The sequence below is a fragment of the Verrucomicrobiota bacterium genome (assembly GCA_037139415.1).
In the GTDB taxonomy this organism is placed as follows: domain Bacteria; phylum Verrucomicrobiota; class Verrucomicrobiia; order Limisphaerales; family Fontisphaeraceae; genus JBAXGN01.
On record JBAXGN010000162.1, the window covers coordinates 1 to 18,354 of the forward strand.

Genomic DNA, 18,354 nt, shown 5'->3' on the forward strand with positions numbered 1-18,354 from the left:
ACCAAGAGTTTCTCAAACCAATTCAAAAGTTTCCCAAATCACGGGCGGGTTTACCGGTGCCGCACAGCCCGCGTGATCATGGTGTGGTATGTCATACCCCGGCATTCAAACATGGAATGAGGGGGATGGTCAACCACCTCGCGCAGGCTTCTCAGGCAGTGCCGGTGGAAAGAAGCTGCGTGTATGCCGCGCTGAGTTTCTGGACAGTATAATCCACCAGAAATTTTTTCTGAATATTTTCCTGGGCTGGAACCACACTGGTATCCAGTTCGGGCCACTGTTGCAGCAGGTGTTTGAGGCTGGCCGCCAGCGCTTCGGGTTGCTGGGGCGCAAACAGGAAGGCGGGATTTTCCTGTACCTGTTCAATGATTCCGCTGCGGCTGGAGAGCAGCGGCACACCGGCGAACAACACCTCGATGGCCGCCATGCCGAAGCTTTCATGGCGGGAGGGGTTGATGGCCAGGTCGTATTGCCGCACCAGGTCCCGGAATTTTTCTACGCGCCCCAGGAAATGAAACGCTCCCTTGGACATCCGTTCAAGCCGCAGGTTGTTCCGGGTCGGATCAGGCTGGTCGCCGGTGAAATCGAATTGGATTTCCGGTAGTTGGCCCCCTTGTTGCAGTTGGTGCAGGGCTTCCGTCAAATCACTCCAACCTTTCCAATCCAAGGATGAGCCAATGACCAGGATTTTTTTGGGGAACGCCACTGGTTTTGGTTTGGGCGGGCAGTATTCAGCGGATTCAATGCCATCATGAATCAGCAGGATATTGCGGCCGGGGTCCCAACTGCGGGCGCGGGCTTGCAGTTCGTCGCCCACCGCTATGATCAGGTCGTAGTCCGGGCAACGATACTTGAAATAATCTTCCCGCGTCATGCCGGGCGAACGCAGGAAAATTGCGCATCGCGCGTGGGTGCGCTGGGCGAGTTCGAGCCCCAGCAGGCCTTCCAGATGGTCATTGGCCTGGATGATCAGCGGATGCAGGGTATGCCGGGCTAATGCGTGGGCCGTCTCGCGGGCAAAGTTCGCGTTGCGAAACCAGCGGCTGAGGAGCGCGCGCGAACTGGGGAACGGATGCGTCAGGCACGGGATGGCGTGTGAGCGGCAATCCTCCGTCAGCCAACCATCTTTGGCGCAAACCAAGGCGGGTTGCCACGCGTGCATGCCGGGATGGCGCAGGAGCCTGGCCAGACACGTTTGCGCGCCGGCGCGATGCGTGCGTTGCTGTAGAAAAATGACGTTGCCATTCATGCCGGGGTGGCCGCTGGTGATGACGGCTGGCGCCACGTCAGGCTCCGGGTTACTGAGTTGGACGCCGGGCAATCACAAACAGGTCATCGCCGCCCCAGTAGCGCCCCAACAGCGCGTTGCGGATCGCGTAAATGATGGTCCGGCCCAGCGACGGTTTGCGATCACTGTATTCTCCGGACTCGACCACTTCCCAACCGGCGCGGCGCAGCAATTTGGACAGCGCCGAAATCGGGTACGGGCGCACATGGGTGGGGTCACGCCAAAAATCGCCCACGGCGCGGCGCATATTGGCGATATTCGGCGTCAAAATAACCATGGGCGATCCTGGCTTCAAGGCGCGATGAAGCAGGGTGAACAATTCCTCGACCTGGACAGGGGTGAAGTGTTCGACGATGTGAGAGACGTTGGCACCGTCAAAGGTGCCCGGCGGTACCGCCTTGAGGTGATCAAAAAAGCTGGCTTGGATCACTTGCAGCCCTTTTTGGCGGGAGCTGGCGCACAGGGCTTCATCCAGTTCGATACCGGTGCCATTCAGGCCGGATTCCTTGAGTAGTTCCAGAAAGTGCCCTTGGCCGGAGGCAATATCCACGATGGAACGGCAGGATTGAAGATATTTCAGGAAAGGGGTGAAGTAGCGGCGGGCCACTTCTCGTTCGCGTGGGTCTGGTACGTGCATGTTGCGAGGTTGTTAGGGGATGCGTTGGTGACAGATAGCGAGTTTATCGCCGGGTCATTTGACGTCGCTGGCCAGTCGCTGGAGTTCCTTGCCCTTAAGCCATTGAGTATTGTTGTCACTGCCGTACCAAAAGCCGTCCGGCAGGGGCGTCCCCTCGCTCCATTTGGTCTCATCCCAGAATGGGTGATTGGGTTTGATGATGTACATGTCCGCGAGTTCGACGGTGTTGCGCGCCTCGTCTTCGGACACCAGCACTTCATGCAGCTTTTCTCCAGGCCGGATGCCGATGGTCTCCACCTTGCATTCCGGGGCGATGGCCGCCGCCAGGTCCATGATATTCATGCTGGGAATCTTGGGGACAAACACTTCGCCGCCATGCATCCGCTCCATGGCGGTGGTGACGAGTTTCACCCCTTGTTCGAGCGTGATCCAAAACCGCGTCATGCGCCCATCGGTGATCGTGATTTTTCCCGTGGCTTGTTGCTTGAGGAACAACGGGATCACACTGCCGCGGCTGCCGACCACGTTACCGTAGCGCACGCAGCAGAAGCGTGTGTTGCCCGAGGCGGCATAGGTGTTGCCCTGGATGAACAGTTTTTCGGCGCAGAGCTTGGTGGCGCCGTACAGATTGATGGGGTTGACCGCCTTGTCCGTGCTGAGTGCCACGACGCGTTTGACGCCCCGATCAATCGCGGCATCAATAATATTCTTGGCGCCAATAATGTTGGTCTGGATGGCCTCGAACGGATTGTATTCGCAGGCGGGCACCTGTTTCAGCGCGGCGGCGTGGATGACCACATCCACCCCGGTAAAGGCGCGTTGCAGCCGGTCGCGATCCCGCACGTCCCCAATAAAAAACCGCAGATTGGGGTGTTTTTGCGGGGGGAACAACTGCTGCATTTCATGCTGCTTCAGCTCATCCCGGCTGAACACGATCAGCTTTTTGGGCTGTAAATCGCGCAGCACGGTTTCCGTGAACTTTTTACCAAAAGAACCGGTTCCGCCGGTGATCAAAATAACTGAGTCTCGCCAATTCATGGCGGGTATTAAATACAATTTCCAGAGCCATGACAAAGGAAACTTTGCAGACTATTGCCCTAATTTTTTCTGCTCGATGGCAGCGTTGATTTTTACCAGTTCAGGCTGGTGCTGTAACAATTCCAGAACTTGCTCTGTGGCAAAGACTTTACCGGGCCGGTACAGATGCTGGTAGATCGTTTCAATCAACGTCCAATCTTCCGGCGTATCGAGCGTCCAGCGGTAATGGGACCAGTTCTGGTCTCCTTCAAAATCGAAACGCTTGAAGAGTTCGGGGTGCTGATAAAGATAGGGGGTGACGTGTTCCCGTTCATAGGGTTTGATGGCCTCCCGATGGGCGCGTTCCAGCGCATTCATGGTGAATATCTCGGTATCCAACCCTCGGGGATAGGTGCGCTTCACCACGTTGCACAAGTAATCAAGCCGAACTCCCGCTTCGCGGGCCGCCTCAAAGTGACCCAGCATGTGGTCCAGCAACTCCCCATCGAACAACGGACAATCAGCGGTGATGCGTACCACTACCTCTGCATCGATGGATCGGGCGGCTTGGTAATAGCGATCCAGAACGTCCTGCTCACTGCCGCGATGACACGGCACGCCGATTTGTTGGCAAGCCCGCTCAATGGCTTCATCCTGAGGGGCTATCGTGGTGGCCACCAGGACGCCATGGAGACGTTTGGCCTGGCGCACGCGCGCGATCACGTGGCTCAGTACGGTTTGGCCGCAAAGCGATAGCAGAACTTTGCCGGGCAATCGGGTGGCGCCCATGCGGGCCTGGATGATGGCAATGGTCTTCATACTCGTTAATCCTTTGCGATCAGATCCCAGCTCAAAGGGGTGCCACGCGAAATGGATTGGGAGGCTCTTTTGCCCAGCACCTCCCGGAGATGCCGGGTGTGCAACCCATGTCCGGGCCGGATGGAACGCACGTTGGTTTCAGTGAAACGCTCTCCGGCTTGCACGTCCTCCACCACAAACAGCGAGCGGCGGAACATCCGGCTTTTGCTCTCATTCCCGCTGATTTCGTAGCTGACCCGGCCCAGCGCTTTTTCCGCGACGCGGATGGCTTGCACCATGGCCTTGAACTCGGGTGGTTCGAGGGAAAATGCGGAGTCCGGCCCCGGGATGGCCCGCGAGAGGGTGAAATGTTTTTCAATGATGCAGGCGCCGAGTGACACGGCCGCGATTGGCACCGCAATGCCCAAGGTGTGATCGGATAAGCCGACTGGCACTTGAAACCGCGCGGCGAGGTCGCCCAGGGTGCGCAGGTTCATTTCGTCCGGGCTGGCCGGGTAAGCGCTGGTGCATTTGAGCAGGGCCAATTGGGTGTTTCCCACTTGGCGCATGGTGTCCACGGCTTCCTGGATTTCCGCGAGGCTGGCCATGCCGGTCGAGGCCACAATGGGCTTGCCGGTGGCGGCGATTTTTTGCAACAGGGGAATATCCACTAGCTCGAACGAGGCGACTTTGTGCGCGGGCACCTTCAAGGATTCCAAAAAATCCACGGCGGTGAAGTCGAACGGGGTCGAGAAAAAATCCAGCCCGAGTTCTTGTGCAATGGCCATGAGTTTTGGGGTCCATTCCCAAGGCATGTACGCCTGCTGATATAGCTCATGCAGGGTGCGTCCATCCCAAAGCGTGCCGCCGCCAATGCGGAAATATTCATTATCGCAGGGGATGGTCAGCGTGTCGGCGGTGTACGTCTGTACTTTCACGGCGTCCGCGCCGGCCTCTTTCATCGCGCGGATGATATGGACTGCTTGGTCGAAGTTTTGGCCATGGTTGGCGGACAGTTCGGCGATGATATAGACCGGTTGGCCGGCACCGATCCGGTGCTGGTTGATGGTGAGTTCGTTATTCATTCCATACAGCTTTCACGGGTAAGATCACAGCGCCAGGCATCCTGATCCTGCACCACGGTTTTGTGCACGTTGCCGAATCCGGCATTTTGAAAAGCGCGCAACGAGGCCAGGTTTTCCGGTTTGATATAGGCGTGAATGATGTGGGTCTCTCCGCGTTGCTGAAATAAACGGCGGCAGCCGGCCCAAATCAGCAGGCTGCCGCGACCCTGGCCGCGCGCGGCGGCGTCCAGCGAAACCGAGATTACCGCAATTTGTCCGTCGCGCTCAAAGCGCACTTGGCCGGCTGGTTTTTGATCCGGCCCGCAAGCGATCCAAAGATCGCAGGCGGCATCGTGCAGTTTCCGTTCAAACCAAAGCGTGTGGGTTTCCCAGGGAATGGGATTGGAGGAGAACGAAACGGCGCGAACTTCCGGAGCATTCGCCCATTGGTGAATCAGGGCGCAGTCTTCCGCGGTTGCCGGACGAAATTGGAAATGAGTTTCATTCAGGCTCAGCCAAACCCGCAGACAGCCGCGCCCATCCACAAGTTTCCGGGCGGCTTGGGACATGGCGGCACGTAAAACCGGGTTGCCGGTCAAATTCTTTAGGGATTGAGCGATGGCCTGGGCGCTTAATAAATGATGCCAGCCCAGATTTTGGGCGGCTCCCTCGCGATCCAGCACCTCGCAGTTTAACAACTGGTTATCCGCCTGCGTGATGAGGAGCGTTGGCACGCCCATATACGCCAGTTCCCAGGCGGTGGTGCCGCCGGCGGTGATGGCCAGATCGGCTTGCGACATCAGTTCCGGCATGTTTTCGGCATTGCGCACTAGCCGGTGTGAGGTGCCGGCGACGGCGTTCTGCAATACTTGATAATTTGGCGAACTGGCACCGACGATGACCGTGGCGCTCAACGGCAGCCCGGTTTGGATCACTCCTTCGAGGGCTTTAAGCGCCACATTGTCCGGATCGCTCCCCCCCATGGTGATGAGGATGCGGCGGGCGGTATCCGGAATGTTGCGCTGCCAGTGCTGCCAGATCAAAAACTCGCGTCGCAGTTGCAGGTAGCGGCACCCCAGCAGCAGACGCGTGGAGGCGGTGATGCGCGGGTAGCGGGCGCGGGTAGCGCCAAGGCTTTGATTCAGCACCATGCTGGCGGAGTAATGGTTCAGCGATCCAAAATCATCCACCCAAAGAACGGCCAATCCGGCGTTTGCCAGGGAGTCTTGATAGGACTCGTAGAATTGGTATCCGTCCACCATGATCCAGGCGGCGGCGCGTGCTTTGGCCAGGCGGATTAGCTCGGCGGCATCCTCGAGACTCCCGAGTGGCGAGGTTAGCCGGCCGACTTCCAGACCCATTTTTTGGGCGCGCGCTTCAAAATATTCGGGAAGCAACCTGGGGGCCAGGATCGCCTGGCCGCCGTTGCGCAGCCAGATTTCCGCAAATGCCAGGCAACGCATGACATGTCCCGTTCCAATCTCGGGGCTGGCGTCGGTGCGAATGATCAGCAAGGGGGACATCAGGAGAGCAGGTGACGCAGCGTCGCCACCACCCGGTCTTGATCCGCATCCGTCAGGCTGGCGTACATGGGCAAACTGATGGTTTCGTGATAATACTGCTCCGCTTCAGGGCACCGGCCCGGCGCGAATCCCAGCTTGCGATAATACGGCTGCAAATGGACCGGGATGTAATGTAATTGGACCATGATGCCGGCCGCGTGTAAGGCCTCAAATACCTGCCGATGCGACACGTTGAGTTGTGCGCGTTGCAAGCGCACAACATACAAATGCCAGGCGGATTCGGTGTCGGGATGCTGCCATGGCAGGGTCAGGGGCAGGTTGGCCAAAAGTTCGCTGTATTGTCGGGCCAACTGTCGGCGGCGCCCCACGAATTTTTCGAGCTTGTTCATCTGGCTCGCTCCCAAGGCTGCCTGAATGTCCGTCATCCGATAATTATATCCCAGTTCCACCTGCTCGTAATACCAAGGACCATGGGATGCCTGTTCCATGAACTGGGGCTCGCGCGTGATGCCATGGGTGCGCAGGCGAATCAGTTGCTCATATAGCTCCTGGCGGTTCGTAAGTACCATGCCGCCTTCACCTGTGGTGATGATTTTAACGGGATGAAAACTGAATACGGCCAAATCCGAAAACCGGCAATCGCCAACGGGTTTACCTTGGTAGCGACCACCGATGGCATGCGCGGCATCCTCCATGATTTGGAAGCCGAACTGCTTCGACAGGCGCTGAATCGCCTCCATGTCGCAGGATTGCCCGGAAAAGTGAACCGGCACGACCACATCCGGTAACGCCTGATCTTTTTGAGCCTGGGCCAGTTTTTGTTCGAGTTGGGGTACACTCAGGTTGTAGGTGCGCGGGTCAATATCCACGAAATCCACTTGGGCGCCACAATACAACCCGCAGTTTGCGGACGCGACAAACGTGTTGGGTACTGTCCAAAGCCGACCACCGGGTTTGAGTCCCAGCGCCTTGGCACCAATATGCAGGGCGGCCGTGGCATTGCATACCGCAACCGCATATTTTACCCCGCAATAATCCGCGACGGCACGCTCGAACCGGGGGATGGCCGGACCTTGCGTCAACCAATCCGAACGCAACACTTCGACCACGGCATCAATATCGTTCGTATCAATGCTTTGACGTCCATAAGGCAGCTTTGGCGCGGCGGCGTTCATTTTGATCTGCTTGGTGCTTCAATTGATGGCAACCATCGTACTGTTAATCCAGCCATGGAGACCACTCTAGCCGGGCGGGCATCCGTGTCAATTCCAGGTTCGGCAGTTCAGGCATTATTCCAATGAGCTTTCAAGATAAGGCTAAGGCGCGCAGGATTTTGGGCGGCTGGCGAGACGCGAGCGAGGCGCATACCCGTAGCGGTCTGCAACGAGCGAGCAACGAAGCCAGCAGCTCAAAAGACCAGCGAATTAGTCTCATCTTGAAAGCGATTTGGAATTGGCCATCAGTTTAAGGATTTTGTCATGGACCTCGGTTTCCGTGATCCCCTCCATGCAGGGGTACGGCCGGGATTTATCGCAGACAAAGACGCGGGTCTGTTTGCACTGGCAAGCGCCCAGCACCAGCTCATGGCGGTTTTGCCAGGGATGCCAGCTCCATTCGGACGATGGGCCAAACAGGCAGACCGTGGGTGTTTGCACGGCGGCCGCGAGGTGCATGGCGACGGTATCCACGCCGCAAAACAGGGTGGCCTTGCTGATTAACCACGCCAGCTCGCGTAACGATGTGGCGCCCCGCGTCGCCGCATGTTTGTTCTGGCAGTGGCTGAGGATCCCATCCACATAGCTTTGCTCCCGTGGATCCGGACCACTGGTAAAGACGACCTTCAAGCCTTGGGTGGCAGTCAGCCAGTCAGCCACGCGTGCCCAGCGTTCTGGGAGCCATTGTTTGAAGGCCCACCGGCTGGTGGGATGAATCACGGCATACCGTTCCAATCCGGGTATGAACGGCAGGCGTTGCGCTAAAGCGGTGGTGTCTAGATTGCCAGTACAGATATACAAGGGACCGGGTTCGGCCTGAAGGTGCAACGACTCCGTTACGGTTCGGAAATCCCGCAGCACTTGATGATCGCGCGCCCATTGAAAATTAGCCAGTTGGTTGTAAAGGTAACGTTTTTTCCCTAATTCACCATAGGGGTTATTGGCGCAACGGGTTCGCGTAGCGGAAAGCAGCAGCCATAACCGGGCGCGATCCGAGTTGGATAAGTCGAAACCGTAATCATACCTTTGGGCGAACAGGCCGCGAACATTACGGAAAAAACCGGAGGCCATCCCCGCCGTCCGCTCCTGTTTGGGCGGAGTTTCCAGGTAAAGGTTGGACAGGTCGGGATTATCTTCCAGCGCGGCATGGGTTCCCCGGCGGACCATGACATCAATGCGTGCCGAGGGAAATTGCGTTCGCAAAAGCCGGAGCGTGGGCGTCATGAGCAGCACATCCCCCAAGTGCCCCAGCTTGACCAGCAATAATTTCATGGTGATGGCTGCATGGCGGTGCGCAAGGATTACTGCAAGCGCAGACTGGCGGTTATGTCTCGATCCGCCTCCGCGCCATCGGAGGGCCGCAAGGTTTTCTTATAAACAAAATCCTTGGTGGCATAACGGCCGGGAAACAGGGCAAACTTGAGCTTGAGCACCGGATCAAAGTTGTAGGGCAGATTTACTGTGCGTAACAGCTTTAACTTGATTCCTTTACGGTATTCGTTGAACGTGAACTCGCGGCGCACCTCTGGCTTGTGAAGGACCGCTTCCGCCAACAGGTTGGCGATCGCCAAGCTCGCGTTACCGTCCGGGCGGTGACACCACTTTGCCAGGTGCTGGATGCGCGCTTCGGCCAACTGCGGTTGGGCGGGTGTTTTGAGCTGCTGCTCCACCAGCGCAAGTAGCTGATCGGGCTGTTCGCAGCACACATTTAACCGGGCTATTTCCGGATGGTAAAAGAGCGGATGCTTTTCAAATACCAGTTCAATGGTGGGCTTTCCGGCAATCCACGCTTCCAAGGCGGTGGTGCACGTTTCACAGGAGAGTTCCAAGTCACTGTTCAGGATTAATTCAGTGATGTTGGATTGGGTATCCAGCCGGATTCGCTGGCGTTGCGGCCCGGGCAACCGGTCCAGCCAGGCTTCGTAGAACCCGGTGGTTTCCCGGGGATGTGGCCGCAGGACGATATCGTAGGCCTGGTTGGCCAACAGCGCCTCAAGAAACTGCAATAGCCGTTCCCGCTCGCGGGCATGTACCTGGATGGCTTCCCGGTAATTGCGGTACTGGGGAATCCGATCCTTGAACGGGGCAAAGAATTTGTCCGCGTCGCTTTCAGGTATTTCGGCAAAACGCGCGAACGCCAGGTTGGTACAAACCAGCAACACCGGGCGCGCCGGATTCTGGGTGCGGGGGAAAAGGCGCGACCAGGGCTTGAAATAAAAATCGAACCGGGGTACGCCGCAGACCTCAATTTTGGTGGCCCCTTGGCCCAATCGGTGTTCACGCAAACCCGCCTGATGCTTCTCGTTCCAGCAGAAATAATAATCAATGTGGGCCTCCTTGTGGTACCGGCCGGAGTTGTAGCGGATGCTGGCTTCGTCGTAGATGATACCCTCGTTGGGCAGGACGGCGGTGAGCACATTCAACTGGGCCAGACGCTGGGAATAACGCACCAGGTGGCTGGAATTAATGTGGTTGAAGACGATCAGATCCGGTGCATAGGCCGCCAATACGGCATGATAGGCTTCCAGCGGTTCCAGAAAGCATTCGATTCCCCGGGCCTGCAAATGATGCGCCAGCAGGGCCGCCAGCATCAGATCGCGGTTGCGATGATCTACCAGGATGACGATTCGTTTGGCGTTGTTCATGCCCTTGTTTTATCAAGCAACTGGATTCAAGCGTGGAAGAATTGTTTCCAGAAATCCCCACGATTTTCCAGGATGCGCACCTCCTGCGCCCGGCCCACGACGGTACTGTTGCCCGGCACCTTGGTATTCATGATCAGACTGCCGGCTCCCACGCAGACTTCGTCGCCGAAGTCACAGTCGCCCAGCACGGCCGCCTGGCTGCACAATACCACCTTTTCCCCAAACTTGGGATAATGGCCGCCAATGTTCCCCACCGAACATCCCTGCATCGCGACAAAGTAATTTGCGTAGTGAGCGCGCCCCAGCACCGTTCCCACCGGGTGAGCCAGGCAGAATATTTCCGGCAAGTTCACTTCATAGAATAAATCCAAGCCATGCAGTGCCTTGTTTAGCAGGTAGGATTTACTGGCGAGCCCGGCCAAACGCGGATCGCCGGTGCGATGTGCCGTCGAACCCAGCAGGTACAAAAACATCGCATATTGGTCAGAGTGAAGATGGTTGAAATAGGGGCGGCCATCGCGCTGAAAATATTTCATCACGCAGGCGGAGAGGCAGATCTCCAAGCGCTGCAGCGTTGAGGACAAGATGGCGGCGACCTGCCCTGAGGTAACGGGTTCGTTATCAGGGAAAAATAGATTGATCTGGCGGGAAACATAATCCGCCAGTTCTATGGTTGTCATCCGAGTTATCATGCTGCTATTCGCCGGTAAATCATCCGATTGTGCGTAGCATGGTAGGAATTACGATGCGGATTTCAAGCCTTAACCCAATATTTATGCCGGTTTCACGAAGTGGGTGATCACGAGGAGTGCCAGACGGTTACGAGGGCAAAGGCTTTTCCGGCAACACAAAGCCCACAGATCCCATCCGTCCCTGCTGTCCCCTGGTCAATAAGGTCAATCCGGTCAATCGCATCTTCCCTTCGCCATGTTCCACTTTCGCGTGATTTGCGTGTTTGGCAGCTCAAAATGTTCCCTGAATTTGCATTTTGCAATTTTCAATTTGCAATGTTTGGTTTTCTCGTCCCCTCAGTCCCATAACTCCCATCTTCTGAAATTTGAAATCTGAGATCTGAGATGTGAGATTGCAGCATTTCCAAAATTTTCTTAGTCGCTCGCCATCAGTCGGCGCTGAAGTATTTCGTGGTCCCAGCCGTATTGGCCATCGTCCCGTGGAGACGTTCAGCGTTTCCCTGGCGTCTTGGCGTGATTCTGGTCTTTTCCGTCCCTGCTGTCCCCTGGTCAATCCGGTCAATAAGGTCAATCGTATCTTCCCTTCGCCATGTTCCTCTTTCGCGTGATTTGCGTGTTTGGCGGTTCAAAATGTTCACCTGAATTTGCAATTTTCAATTTGCAATGTTTGGTTTTTCTCGTCCCATCCGTCCCGTTCCTTTTTACTGATTACTGGTCACTGATCACTTGTCCCTGCCGTCCCTTCCGTGCCGGCCGTCCTGGACCTGGAATTTCGCATTGCGCCTCACCCAGGGTGGCTCGTTCCTCGCGATGCTGGGCTGGAGGACGTAATCCCTACAGGATTAAAATGAACCCAGGAGCAAGCCGAAATCTTTGGAGGATTTTATAAACCGCATTCGGGCAATCCAGTATGGATTGCATCACCGGAGGCCAAGGTTGAATCGGCAAGGGGATTGGGGCCGATTCTACCTTGGTTACGCCGTTCACCGTGATTGGGCAACCCTGAAGGTGGTTGTGGCAGATGGTTACGAACCCCAGCCGGGCAACGCGGCCGCCTGCTTTACCCAGTCCGTCATCTGCGCCTCGTCGAAGTCGTCCTCGTGGATGTCAATCCAGCGCCCGTCCTTGCCCGTGCCTCCGGGGGGGACGGGTTGCAGCGACGTGCCGCGGAAGAAGGACACCTTGACGTAGCGGGTGAAGACGTGGAATCCCAGGAACCAGCCTTGGCCCGCGATGCCGTAAAATGGCGAGTTCCACTTCACGGCTTTGCACACGTTGGGCACGTTGCGCACGATGAGCGCGTCGAGGCGCGTCCCCAGGTCGCGCTTCCAGCCGGGCATCGCCGCGATGTAGGCTTGAACGGGCGCGTCGCCGTCGGCCTTCGCGATCTGCGGGTTGCCGCCGGAAAGGAGTTTCACCGGCTTGTCCTTTGCGCCCGTCTTCGGTGGGGTCTGGGAAACAGAAGTGGGTCGTTTCTTCATAGAGTTTCAGTGCCTAACAGTGTAATTGAACGTACTTTTCGTTCATGGTTTCCGTTGGCTATTTATCATGGCACCAACACTCCAAAAACAGGCCCCTCCGGTCAATGGAAAAACAGCCGCTTGCATAAAGCGTCTTTCATTTCTCCGCCTCAATGATCATCACGTGGCCGCCGTTCGGTTCCATGGCGATGGGGATCACGCTTTGGGAAGTCACTTTCTGCTGCGCGTGCGTGGTTTTGCGGCTGCCGGGGGTGTCGTGGTAGATGCTGGCCGTGTAGGTTTTGCCCGGCTTGAGGAAGGCGAGCGGGTACGAATGGGATTGGGCCTGCGGGCCGGACATGCTGGCGACGTACCAGTTGTCGCCCCGCCGCCGCGCCACGGTGACGTGCTTGCCCAGGTCGGTGGTCACTTTGATTTCATCGGTCAGGCCGGGCATCTTCTCGGCGAACTCGATCTCCGCGCCGCCCTCGCCGCCGGGGGACCATTGCTTCATGCCCGCCCGCACCGAGGCCCGGCCCAGGTAAACGCCCAGCATGGCCACTTGATGGCAGTGGGTTTTGGAGTTCTTGTAAATCTGCGGTGTGTAATCGAACGAGCCCATGATGCCCCGCGTGAACGGCAGCATGATGTCGTGCAGCGATTTGATTTCGGGAGCGATGGATGGCTCCGCCTCTTCCCCGGCGACGCCTTCCACGTTCAACAGGTTGGGATAAGTCCGGCAAAGGCCGTAGGGCAGGAAGGCGTCGTGGATCACGGCGATCAGCTTATGTTCCGCCGCCTGCTTCACCATGTACGCAATGGCCCGCTCATTCTGCTGGGAGGAAGGCGGGACGAACCCCGGCTTGACCCCGGCCAGGCCCCATTGCTCGTAAACGGTGAACACGTCATTGATCGCGTGCTCGCCGCCGAACTCCTTTAGCAGCGCGCCCCGGACATACAGGCAAAGCCCGATCGGATGTTTCAGGCTCTTGCCGTAGGCGGTCAGGGCCGGGATGTCCAGGTCCACGAAGTTCCCCCCCTTGAGTGAATTCGGCCGGAACGGCACATAGCCTTTGGCGGACTTCATCAGGCCGCCCTTCACGTTCTCCCGCCATTCCGGGTGATCGTTCCAGAATGGGCCCTTGTTCTTTTCGAAGTTGGCGATTTCCTCCTGCGTCCATTTGGTCTCCGCGCCGGACCAGGAGTGATCAATCTCCAGGTAATCGAAGTTATGGGCGGAGCCAAAGTCCATCAGCTTCTTGATCTCATCCGTCACCATCCGCGCGTTGTAAACCTGGCAGATGGCCTTGCCGGGCTTGATCCACGACGTGTCCGCAATCGCACAGGGCGGGTTCAGGTTCTCGATCAGGTAGCGGTTCTCCACCAGCTTGCCCGCCGTCTCCCCGATCACCATGGCCAGCCACGACGTCTTGAACGGGAGCGCGCCCGTCGCCGGGGAATGCAACCCGGCCACCATCACCCCTGGGCTGCCTTTCCGCCCGTTCCACGAAACCACGGAGAAGTCCGCCCGATCCGCATCCGTCAGCGTGACGAAGTTTCCGCCGCCCACCGCCACGGTCACGGCTCCTTCGCTTTTCTTCAACGTCGCAATCGTCGCGTTGCCATATTGATAATCGCGGGCGCTGTACACCACCTGGTCCCCGCCGAACTTGAACTCCGTCAGCAGCTTCTTGACGGTCACCTCTTTGAGGCCCGGCTGGGGCGGGAACACATACCGCACCGCCACGCCCTCGTTGTAAGCCCGCAGCACCACGTGGATCAGCCGCCTGGCCGCAGCCGTTTCCTGCAAGCGCAGGGTCAACTCGCTATAATGATCCCGCACCTCGCTCAGAAACCCCCAGACCGGTTTCCAGGTCGTGTCGCCCGCCGCCGTTTCCGTCCCGGCCAGCTTGTACGGGCCGCTGAAGTTATCCGGCGCAGTCTCCACGCCCAGCAACCCGTCGCGGATGATCTTATTATCGCCGTAAGCGACATTCCAGAAGGGACGCCCCTCCTTCAGTTCCACGGACACGACGATCTTCCCGTCCGGCGAGCGCACGGTTTCCGCCCCGGATGCCCCGCCGCTCGCCAGACCGGTCAACACCACCGCCAAACCCAAGATGGCTGACACTCTCATGGATGTTCCCCTTAAACGTCCTTCAGCTCCCAACCCTTGCGGAAGTACGGCTTGATGAACTCATTCGCCTTCTCATTATTGGTGAACCGCATGGCCTTGCCGTCCCAGAGCAGCTTCGTCTTCGGGAAGCGCCAACTGATGGCCCCCAGCAGCAGCCATTCCGTGAACGGGCTGGCGATGCTGAAGTTGGAGCACGCGGCGTCCCCGCCCTTGCAGGCGTTGATCCAATCCTTGAAATGCCCTGGCGAACGCTTGATGACCGTCGGCGGCTTCTTGTGATCCTTCGCCTTCGATTCCGGCAGCAGCCGCACGCTCTCCCCGCGCCCATTGGTGCCCATGAACCCCTTCGTGCCGATGAACAACTGGTTGTACTTGAACGGCGGCGAATCCGGCGAGGGCGGGTCCACCGGCAGCGTCTTGGGCGCCTGGAACGTGCGGGCCATGGCGCCTTCATACCAATAAATCGTCACCGGCGGCATCTTGCCCCCGGCCACGAACTTGTTCGGCCGCGCCGGGAACTCGAACTTGGCGATATAAGGCGGGTACGTGATGGGGTTCACCTCCGCCTCCGCCACCGCCGTGCATTCCACGCTCGTGGGGCTGCCCAACTGGAGCGCCCAATTCGCCGGGCCGAGGATATGAATCCCCCAATCCCCGACCATCTGCGTGCCGTAATCCAGGAACCCGCGCCAGTTCGACGGATGAATCTTGGTGCTGTACGGATGCTCTGGCGCGCGCCCGGTCCAAAGATTCCAATCCAGCGTGGGCGGCACCGGCTGCGCCGCCGGCCACGTCTTGATATCCCGCGCAAACCCGCCGCCGCTCATCGCGTGCACCTCGGTCACCTCGCCGATGTCCCCGTTCCAGACATACTCGCAGGCCAGGCGCGTCGCCTCGGAGGAATACCCCTGGTTCCCCATCTGCGTGCACACCTTGTACTTCTCCGCCGCCTTCGCCAGCAGGCGCGCCTCCCAGATGCTTTGCGTCAACGGCTTCTGGCAATGCACATGCACGCCCCGCTCCATCGCCCACAGCGCCACCGAGGCATGCATGTGGTCCGGGATGGTGATCGTGATCCCGTCCAGCGTCTTGTGCTCCTTATCCAGCATCTCGCGGAAATCCCGGTACTTCTTCGCCTTCGGATAAATCCCGGCGGACTTGTTCAGGAAATTCTCATCCACATCGCAGATCGCATAAATGTTTTCCCCGGCGACATTGCGGACATCCCCGGCCCCCTGCATGCCGCCCACGCCCACGCAGCCGATGTTCATCTTATCGCTCGGCGCCAGCTTGCCCGACCCGGCCAGCACATACCGCGGCACAATGGAAAACGCGGCCAACGTCGTGGCCGCCCCGAGGAAGTGACGCCGGGTCACTGACATTCCCGTTTGATTCTGTTTCTTCATAGCTCTCTGCTTTGATTCATGGTTAAGGACTGTTTTCCCCAATCATCTATGCGGAACGGCGCGCCTGGCAAGCCTTGATTGGGAAATAAACGGCTCCCCGCTGTTGGACCCGGCCAAATCCGAAATCCGAGGACCGAACACCGAAAGAATACCGAACACCGAATGCCGAAGGCGAACCGGACTGGGGTTTGATTGCTTTGCCTTTAGTCATAGTCGAACTTGCTTTTGGTGGCGCTGGGGCCCCACGTCTTGCGTGAGGCGTTACTGGAGGGCGTGTTGCCGGCGGCAATGGCGTTTCTCTCGTAAGACCGAGTGCTTCGGCACGCTGGATAGCTGCTGCAACCCCAAAACTGGCCCCGTCGACCATTGACTAGCCTCATCGTGTGCCCACACTTGGCACAGCGCGGAGTCTCTTCGATGAGGTTGATCAAAAGAAGGTCCTTCGAGAGGTCTCTGGAAACACTGTGTTCGTTGCGACAGGTCAATTTCATATCCGCCTTCCTCAAGTCGAAGGTCACCACGTCTCCGCACCTGCGACACATTTGCCGGTAGGTGTCGGCTTCGCTTGATCGGGGAAACGCTTGTGCCATCAACTTCAGGAGTTTGGCTCCATCTATTAATACAATGTTATTTTCCAAGGCAAACTTCTCAGCGGTTGAAGCGAAATTGCTGGTGGTAACAACGATCCCAGCATCCGCTTGCATCGTAACAATAGCTGCATAAAATTTTTGCAGCGCTGGGCGGCCAATTGGTTTATCCCTTGCATATCGTTTGCACTCTACAAAAGTAGTCTTCCCATCTTTAGTCAAAATCAAATCCCTGCCAAAATCGTTACTTAGGGGTGTCCGCTGAACGGCAAAACCTAGGGCACGATACATCGCAGCAATAGAGCCTTCGAACTCTTCCGGTGACAAGCTGAGTAGCTTATCCAGATCATGGTTCATCTGTTTGCTCAGCCGACTATGTTCATTGTGTCGCAGAGTCTCGGCTTCAGATTTTATTTTCTTGATGGCGTTTGCTACTCGGATCTCCTCTGCCGCAATCTGTTGGGTTCGCGCGGCTTCAAGGGCACAGGCTTCACATGTTGAACCTCCTTGTACACCGTGTGGGCAGCGTTCGCGCTTCTGCAGCATCTCTACGCGCCAAGCCATCACCTTATTACACAGGTAGATGAAAACCACCGAGACGGCGGCATACGTCAACCAAAACTCACCTTTAGATTTTGGCTTCGTGAAATACCACAGACAGCACCCTACCCACCACCACACCCAAAGAGATGTCAGTATTAGTTGCATTCCGCAGTGAGATGGGGGCACCAATTAGCGTGCTATGTCCATAATTTGGTAATAAGGACACTGGCTGTTGTGATGCAGCGCATGATTAAATAACAACATCAAAGTGAAAATGCCCCAACTGTGTCTTGTCATCGTCGCAAAGTTCTGGCCGGAGAAACGGGAGCCTATGATTTTCCATTTGAACAGTGGCTCCGCACTTTAGAAGGTGATTCAGGGCTGCTCCGGGATTCGGCCAAAACGTCCCGTATGATTTCTCTCTACAAACGCTCGCTCGCCCGGTGGAAAGAAGCTGATTATCCTTGTCCAAGAGTCGGGCCTCCAGGATGGAATTAGAGGGTAATTTCATGCACATATTGGTGGAGCGGTTGTGGTTAACAGTATTATTGAACGAACGTTTCGTTAGTTTTTTTCGGTTTCCAGTTTTTTGTCATGGTGCTGGCAATTTCCAAAAATGTTCTTGGGGTCAAGGCGAATCGGGCTAGGGTTTGATTGTTTCGTATGCTTTCATTTCTTGGGCTGATCATCTTCAACAGGTTTTTGTGACGGAGATTGCGGTCTCAACTCTAACTGAGCGGGCCTTGGATCAAGAACGTCAGTTAGAATGAAAGGAATTTGTATCGTTTCTACGACAAGAGCAAAAGGGAGATCCAAACCAATAACCAGTGGGGTCAAAAGGGGTTTTTCCTTAATGGCTATCATATCAACTCGTGTGGCCCGATAATATTTTCCGGGGATATCACGGCAACAAGTGCTGCCTGAATGCGCTAACCCGACACAACCAGTGGCCATGAACATGACCGAAAGTGCAGCCAATGCCGCCAAGCCATTTTTGATTTGTTTCCTATACCTGTTCATACGTTCACTGGCCATGATGTGGTATCAGATCATTGCTTTTTACTCACGGTGCATGTGGACGACCCTACGCCCACTCCCGACGGGGAATCAAGCTACAACTCCAACGGAGTTACGTCCTCCAGCCCAACGGTTGAATCGGTCAGGGGAAAAGGGCCGATTCTACCTTGGGTACAACGTCCACCGTGACTGGGCAACCCTGAAAGTGGTTGTGGCAAACGCCGGTGACCCTCATCCCAGGGTAAAATGACGCAACCGCCTACGGGGTTGATGGAGGCTATAAATATTTTCGTGTAAGTGGCCGACGATAGCTGAGAGGATAAGAA

The 18,354-nt window shown here is 57.0% G+C and carries 15 protein-coding genes; all 15 read right to left on the reverse strand.

The window, feature by feature from the left end; translation table 11 throughout:
• Positions 1-151 precede the first annotated feature (151 nt).
• The 15 genes from WCO56_22675 to WCO56_22745 all read right to left on the reverse strand — a co-directional run bounded on the left by WCO56_22675 (position 152) and on the right by WCO56_22745 (position 18,046).
• Positions 152-1,285, reverse strand: coding sequence for a glycosyltransferase family 4 protein (locus tag WCO56_22675; GenBank protein ID MEI7732393.1), 1,134 nt, complete (start codon positions 1,283-1,285; stop codon positions 152-154).
• A gap of 13 nt (positions 1,286-1,298) precedes the next feature.
• Entirely contained in the window at positions 1,299-1,925 is a 627-nt protein-coding gene (locus WCO56_22680) for a class I SAM-dependent methyltransferase (protein MEI7732394.1), read from the reverse strand.
• Positions 1,926-1,979: 54 nt separating this feature from the next.
• Positions 1,980-2,963: a UDP-N-acetylglucosamine 4,6-dehydratase (inverting) gene (pseB, locus tag WCO56_22685; GenBank protein ID MEI7732395.1), complete on the reverse strand. Its 984-nt coding sequence runs from the start codon at positions 2,961-2,963 to the stop codon at positions 1,980-1,982.
• Between the two features lie 51 nt (positions 2,964-3,014).
• The gene (locus WCO56_22690; GenBank protein MEI7732396.1) at positions 3,015-3,761 is read right to left on the reverse strand and encodes a glycosyltransferase family protein; all 747 of its coding nucleotides are present in this window, start codon (positions 3,759-3,761) and stop codon (positions 3,015-3,017) included.
• Between the two features lie 5 nt (positions 3,762-3,766).
• Positions 3,767-4,825 (reverse strand): pseudaminic acid synthase, encoded by a 1,059-nt coding sequence (gene pseI, locus WCO56_22695; protein MEI7732397.1) that lies wholly within the window; start codon positions 4,823-4,825, stop codon positions 3,767-3,769.
• On the reverse strand, positions 4,822-6,327 hold the full coding sequence (gene pseG / locus WCO56_22700; GenBank protein ID MEI7732398.1) for a UDP-2,4-diacetamido-2,4,6-trideoxy-beta-L-altropyranose hydrolase: 1,506 nt from the start codon (positions 6,325-6,327) through the stop codon (positions 4,822-4,824). Before pseG ends, pseI begins: the two co-directional genes overlap by 4 nt.
• Positions 6,327-7,502 (reverse strand): UDP-4-amino-4,6-dideoxy-N-acetyl-beta-L-altrosamine transaminase, encoded by a 1,176-nt coding sequence (pseC, locus tag WCO56_22705; GenBank protein MEI7732399.1) that lies wholly within the window; start codon positions 7,500-7,502, stop codon positions 6,327-6,329. Before pseC ends, pseG begins: the two co-directional genes overlap by 1 nt.
• Before the next feature lie 255 nt (positions 7,503-7,757).
• Positions 7,758-8,813, reverse strand: a complete 1,056-nt coding sequence (rfaQ, locus tag WCO56_22710; GenBank protein ID MEI7732400.1) for a putative lipopolysaccharide heptosyltransferase III — start codon at positions 8,811-8,813, stop codon at positions 7,758-7,760.
• A gap of 29 nt (positions 8,814-8,842) precedes the next feature.
• Positions 8,843-10,186, reverse strand: coding sequence for a surface carbohydrate biosynthesis protein (locus WCO56_22715; GenBank protein MEI7732401.1), 1,344 nt, complete (start codon positions 10,184-10,186; stop codon positions 8,843-8,845).
• Positions 10,187-10,212: 26 nt separating this feature from the next.
• A complete protein-coding gene (locus WCO56_22720) occupies positions 10,213-10,866 on the reverse strand; it encodes a serine acetyltransferase (GenBank protein MEI7732402.1) in 654 nt (217 codons plus the stop codon).
• A 1,037-nt stretch (positions 10,867-11,903) separates the two neighbouring features.
• Positions 11,904-12,359 (reverse strand): DUF1801 domain-containing protein, encoded by a 456-nt coding sequence (locus WCO56_22725; GenBank protein MEI7732403.1) that lies wholly within the window; start codon positions 12,357-12,359, stop codon positions 11,904-11,906.
• Between the two features lie 136 nt (positions 12,360-12,495).
• Positions 12,496-14,475, reverse strand: a complete 1,980-nt coding sequence (locus WCO56_22730) for a glycoside hydrolase family 97 catalytic domain-containing protein (protein ID MEI7732404.1) — start codon at positions 14,473-14,475, stop codon at positions 12,496-12,498.
• Between the two features lie 11 nt (positions 14,476-14,486).
• On the reverse strand, positions 14,487-15,881 hold the full coding sequence (locus WCO56_22735; GenBank protein MEI7732405.1) for a Gfo/Idh/MocA family oxidoreductase: 1,395 nt from the start codon (positions 15,879-15,881) through the stop codon (positions 14,487-14,489).
• A gap of 203 nt (positions 15,882-16,084) precedes the next feature.
• The gene (locus WCO56_22740) at positions 16,085-17,176 is read right to left on the reverse strand and encodes a restriction endonuclease (GenBank protein ID MEI7732406.1); all 1,092 of its coding nucleotides are present in this window, start codon (positions 17,174-17,176) and stop codon (positions 16,085-16,087) included.
• Between the two features lie 504 nt (positions 17,177-17,680).
• Entirely contained in the window at positions 17,681-18,046 is a 366-nt protein-coding gene (locus WCO56_22745) for a hypothetical protein (GenBank protein ID MEI7732407.1), read from the reverse strand.
• Between the last annotated feature and the right edge of the window lie 308 nt (positions 18,047-18,354).

What these genes read in the sequence shown, in the direction of transcription:
- WCO56_22690 (MEI7732396.1), bottom strand. Translation starts at nt 3,761, where the DNA reads ATGAAGACCATTGCCATCATCCAGGCCCGCATGGGCGCCACCCGATTG.
- WCO56_22745 (MEI7732407.1), bottom strand. Translation starts at nt 18,046, where the DNA reads ATGGCCAGTGAACGTATGAACAGGTATAGGAAACAAATCAAAAATGGC.
- WCO56_22740 (MEI7732406.1), bottom strand. Translation starts at nt 17,176, where the DNA reads ATGCAACTAATACTGACATCTCTTTGGGTGTGGTGGTGGGTAGGGTGC.
- WCO56_22715 (MEI7732401.1), bottom strand. Translation starts at nt 10,186, where the DNA reads ATGAACAACGCCAAACGAATCGTCATCCTGGTAGATCATCGCAACCGC.
- WCO56_22730 (MEI7732404.1), bottom strand. Translation starts at nt 14,475, where the DNA reads ATGAGAGTGTCAGCCATCTTGGGTTTGGCGGTGGTGTTGACCGGTCTG.
- pseG (MEI7732398.1), bottom strand. Translation starts at nt 6,327, where the DNA reads ATGTCCCCCTTGCTGATCATTCGCACCGACGCCAGCCCCGAGATTGGA.
- pseC (MEI7732399.1), bottom strand. Translation starts at nt 7,502, where the DNA reads ATGAACGCCGCCGCGCCAAAGCTGCCTTATGGACGTCAAAGCATTGAT.
- pseB (MEI7732395.1), bottom strand. Translation starts at nt 2,963, where the DNA reads ATGAATTGGCGAGACTCAGTTATTTTGATCACCGGCGGAACCGGTTCT.
- WCO56_22725 (MEI7732403.1), bottom strand. Translation starts at nt 12,359, where the DNA reads ATGAAGAAACGACCCACTTCTGTTTCCCAGACCCCACCGAAGACGGGC.
- WCO56_22735 (MEI7732405.1), bottom strand. Translation starts at nt 15,881, where the DNA reads ATGAAGAAACAGAATCAAACGGGAATGTCAGTGACCCGGCGTCACTTC.
- rfaQ (MEI7732400.1), bottom strand. Translation starts at nt 8,813, where the DNA reads ATGAAATTATTGCTGGTCAAGCTGGGGCACTTGGGGGATGTGCTGCTC.
- WCO56_22680 (MEI7732394.1), bottom strand. Translation starts at nt 1,925, where the DNA reads ATGCACGTACCAGACCCACGCGAACGAGAAGTGGCCCGCCGCTACTTC.
- pseI (MEI7732397.1), bottom strand. Translation starts at nt 4,825, where the DNA reads ATGAATAACGAACTCACCATCAACCAGCACCGGATCGGTGCCGGCCAA.
- WCO56_22720 (MEI7732402.1), bottom strand. Translation starts at nt 10,866, where the DNA reads ATGACAACCATAGAACTGGCGGATTATGTTTCCCGCCAGATCAATCTA.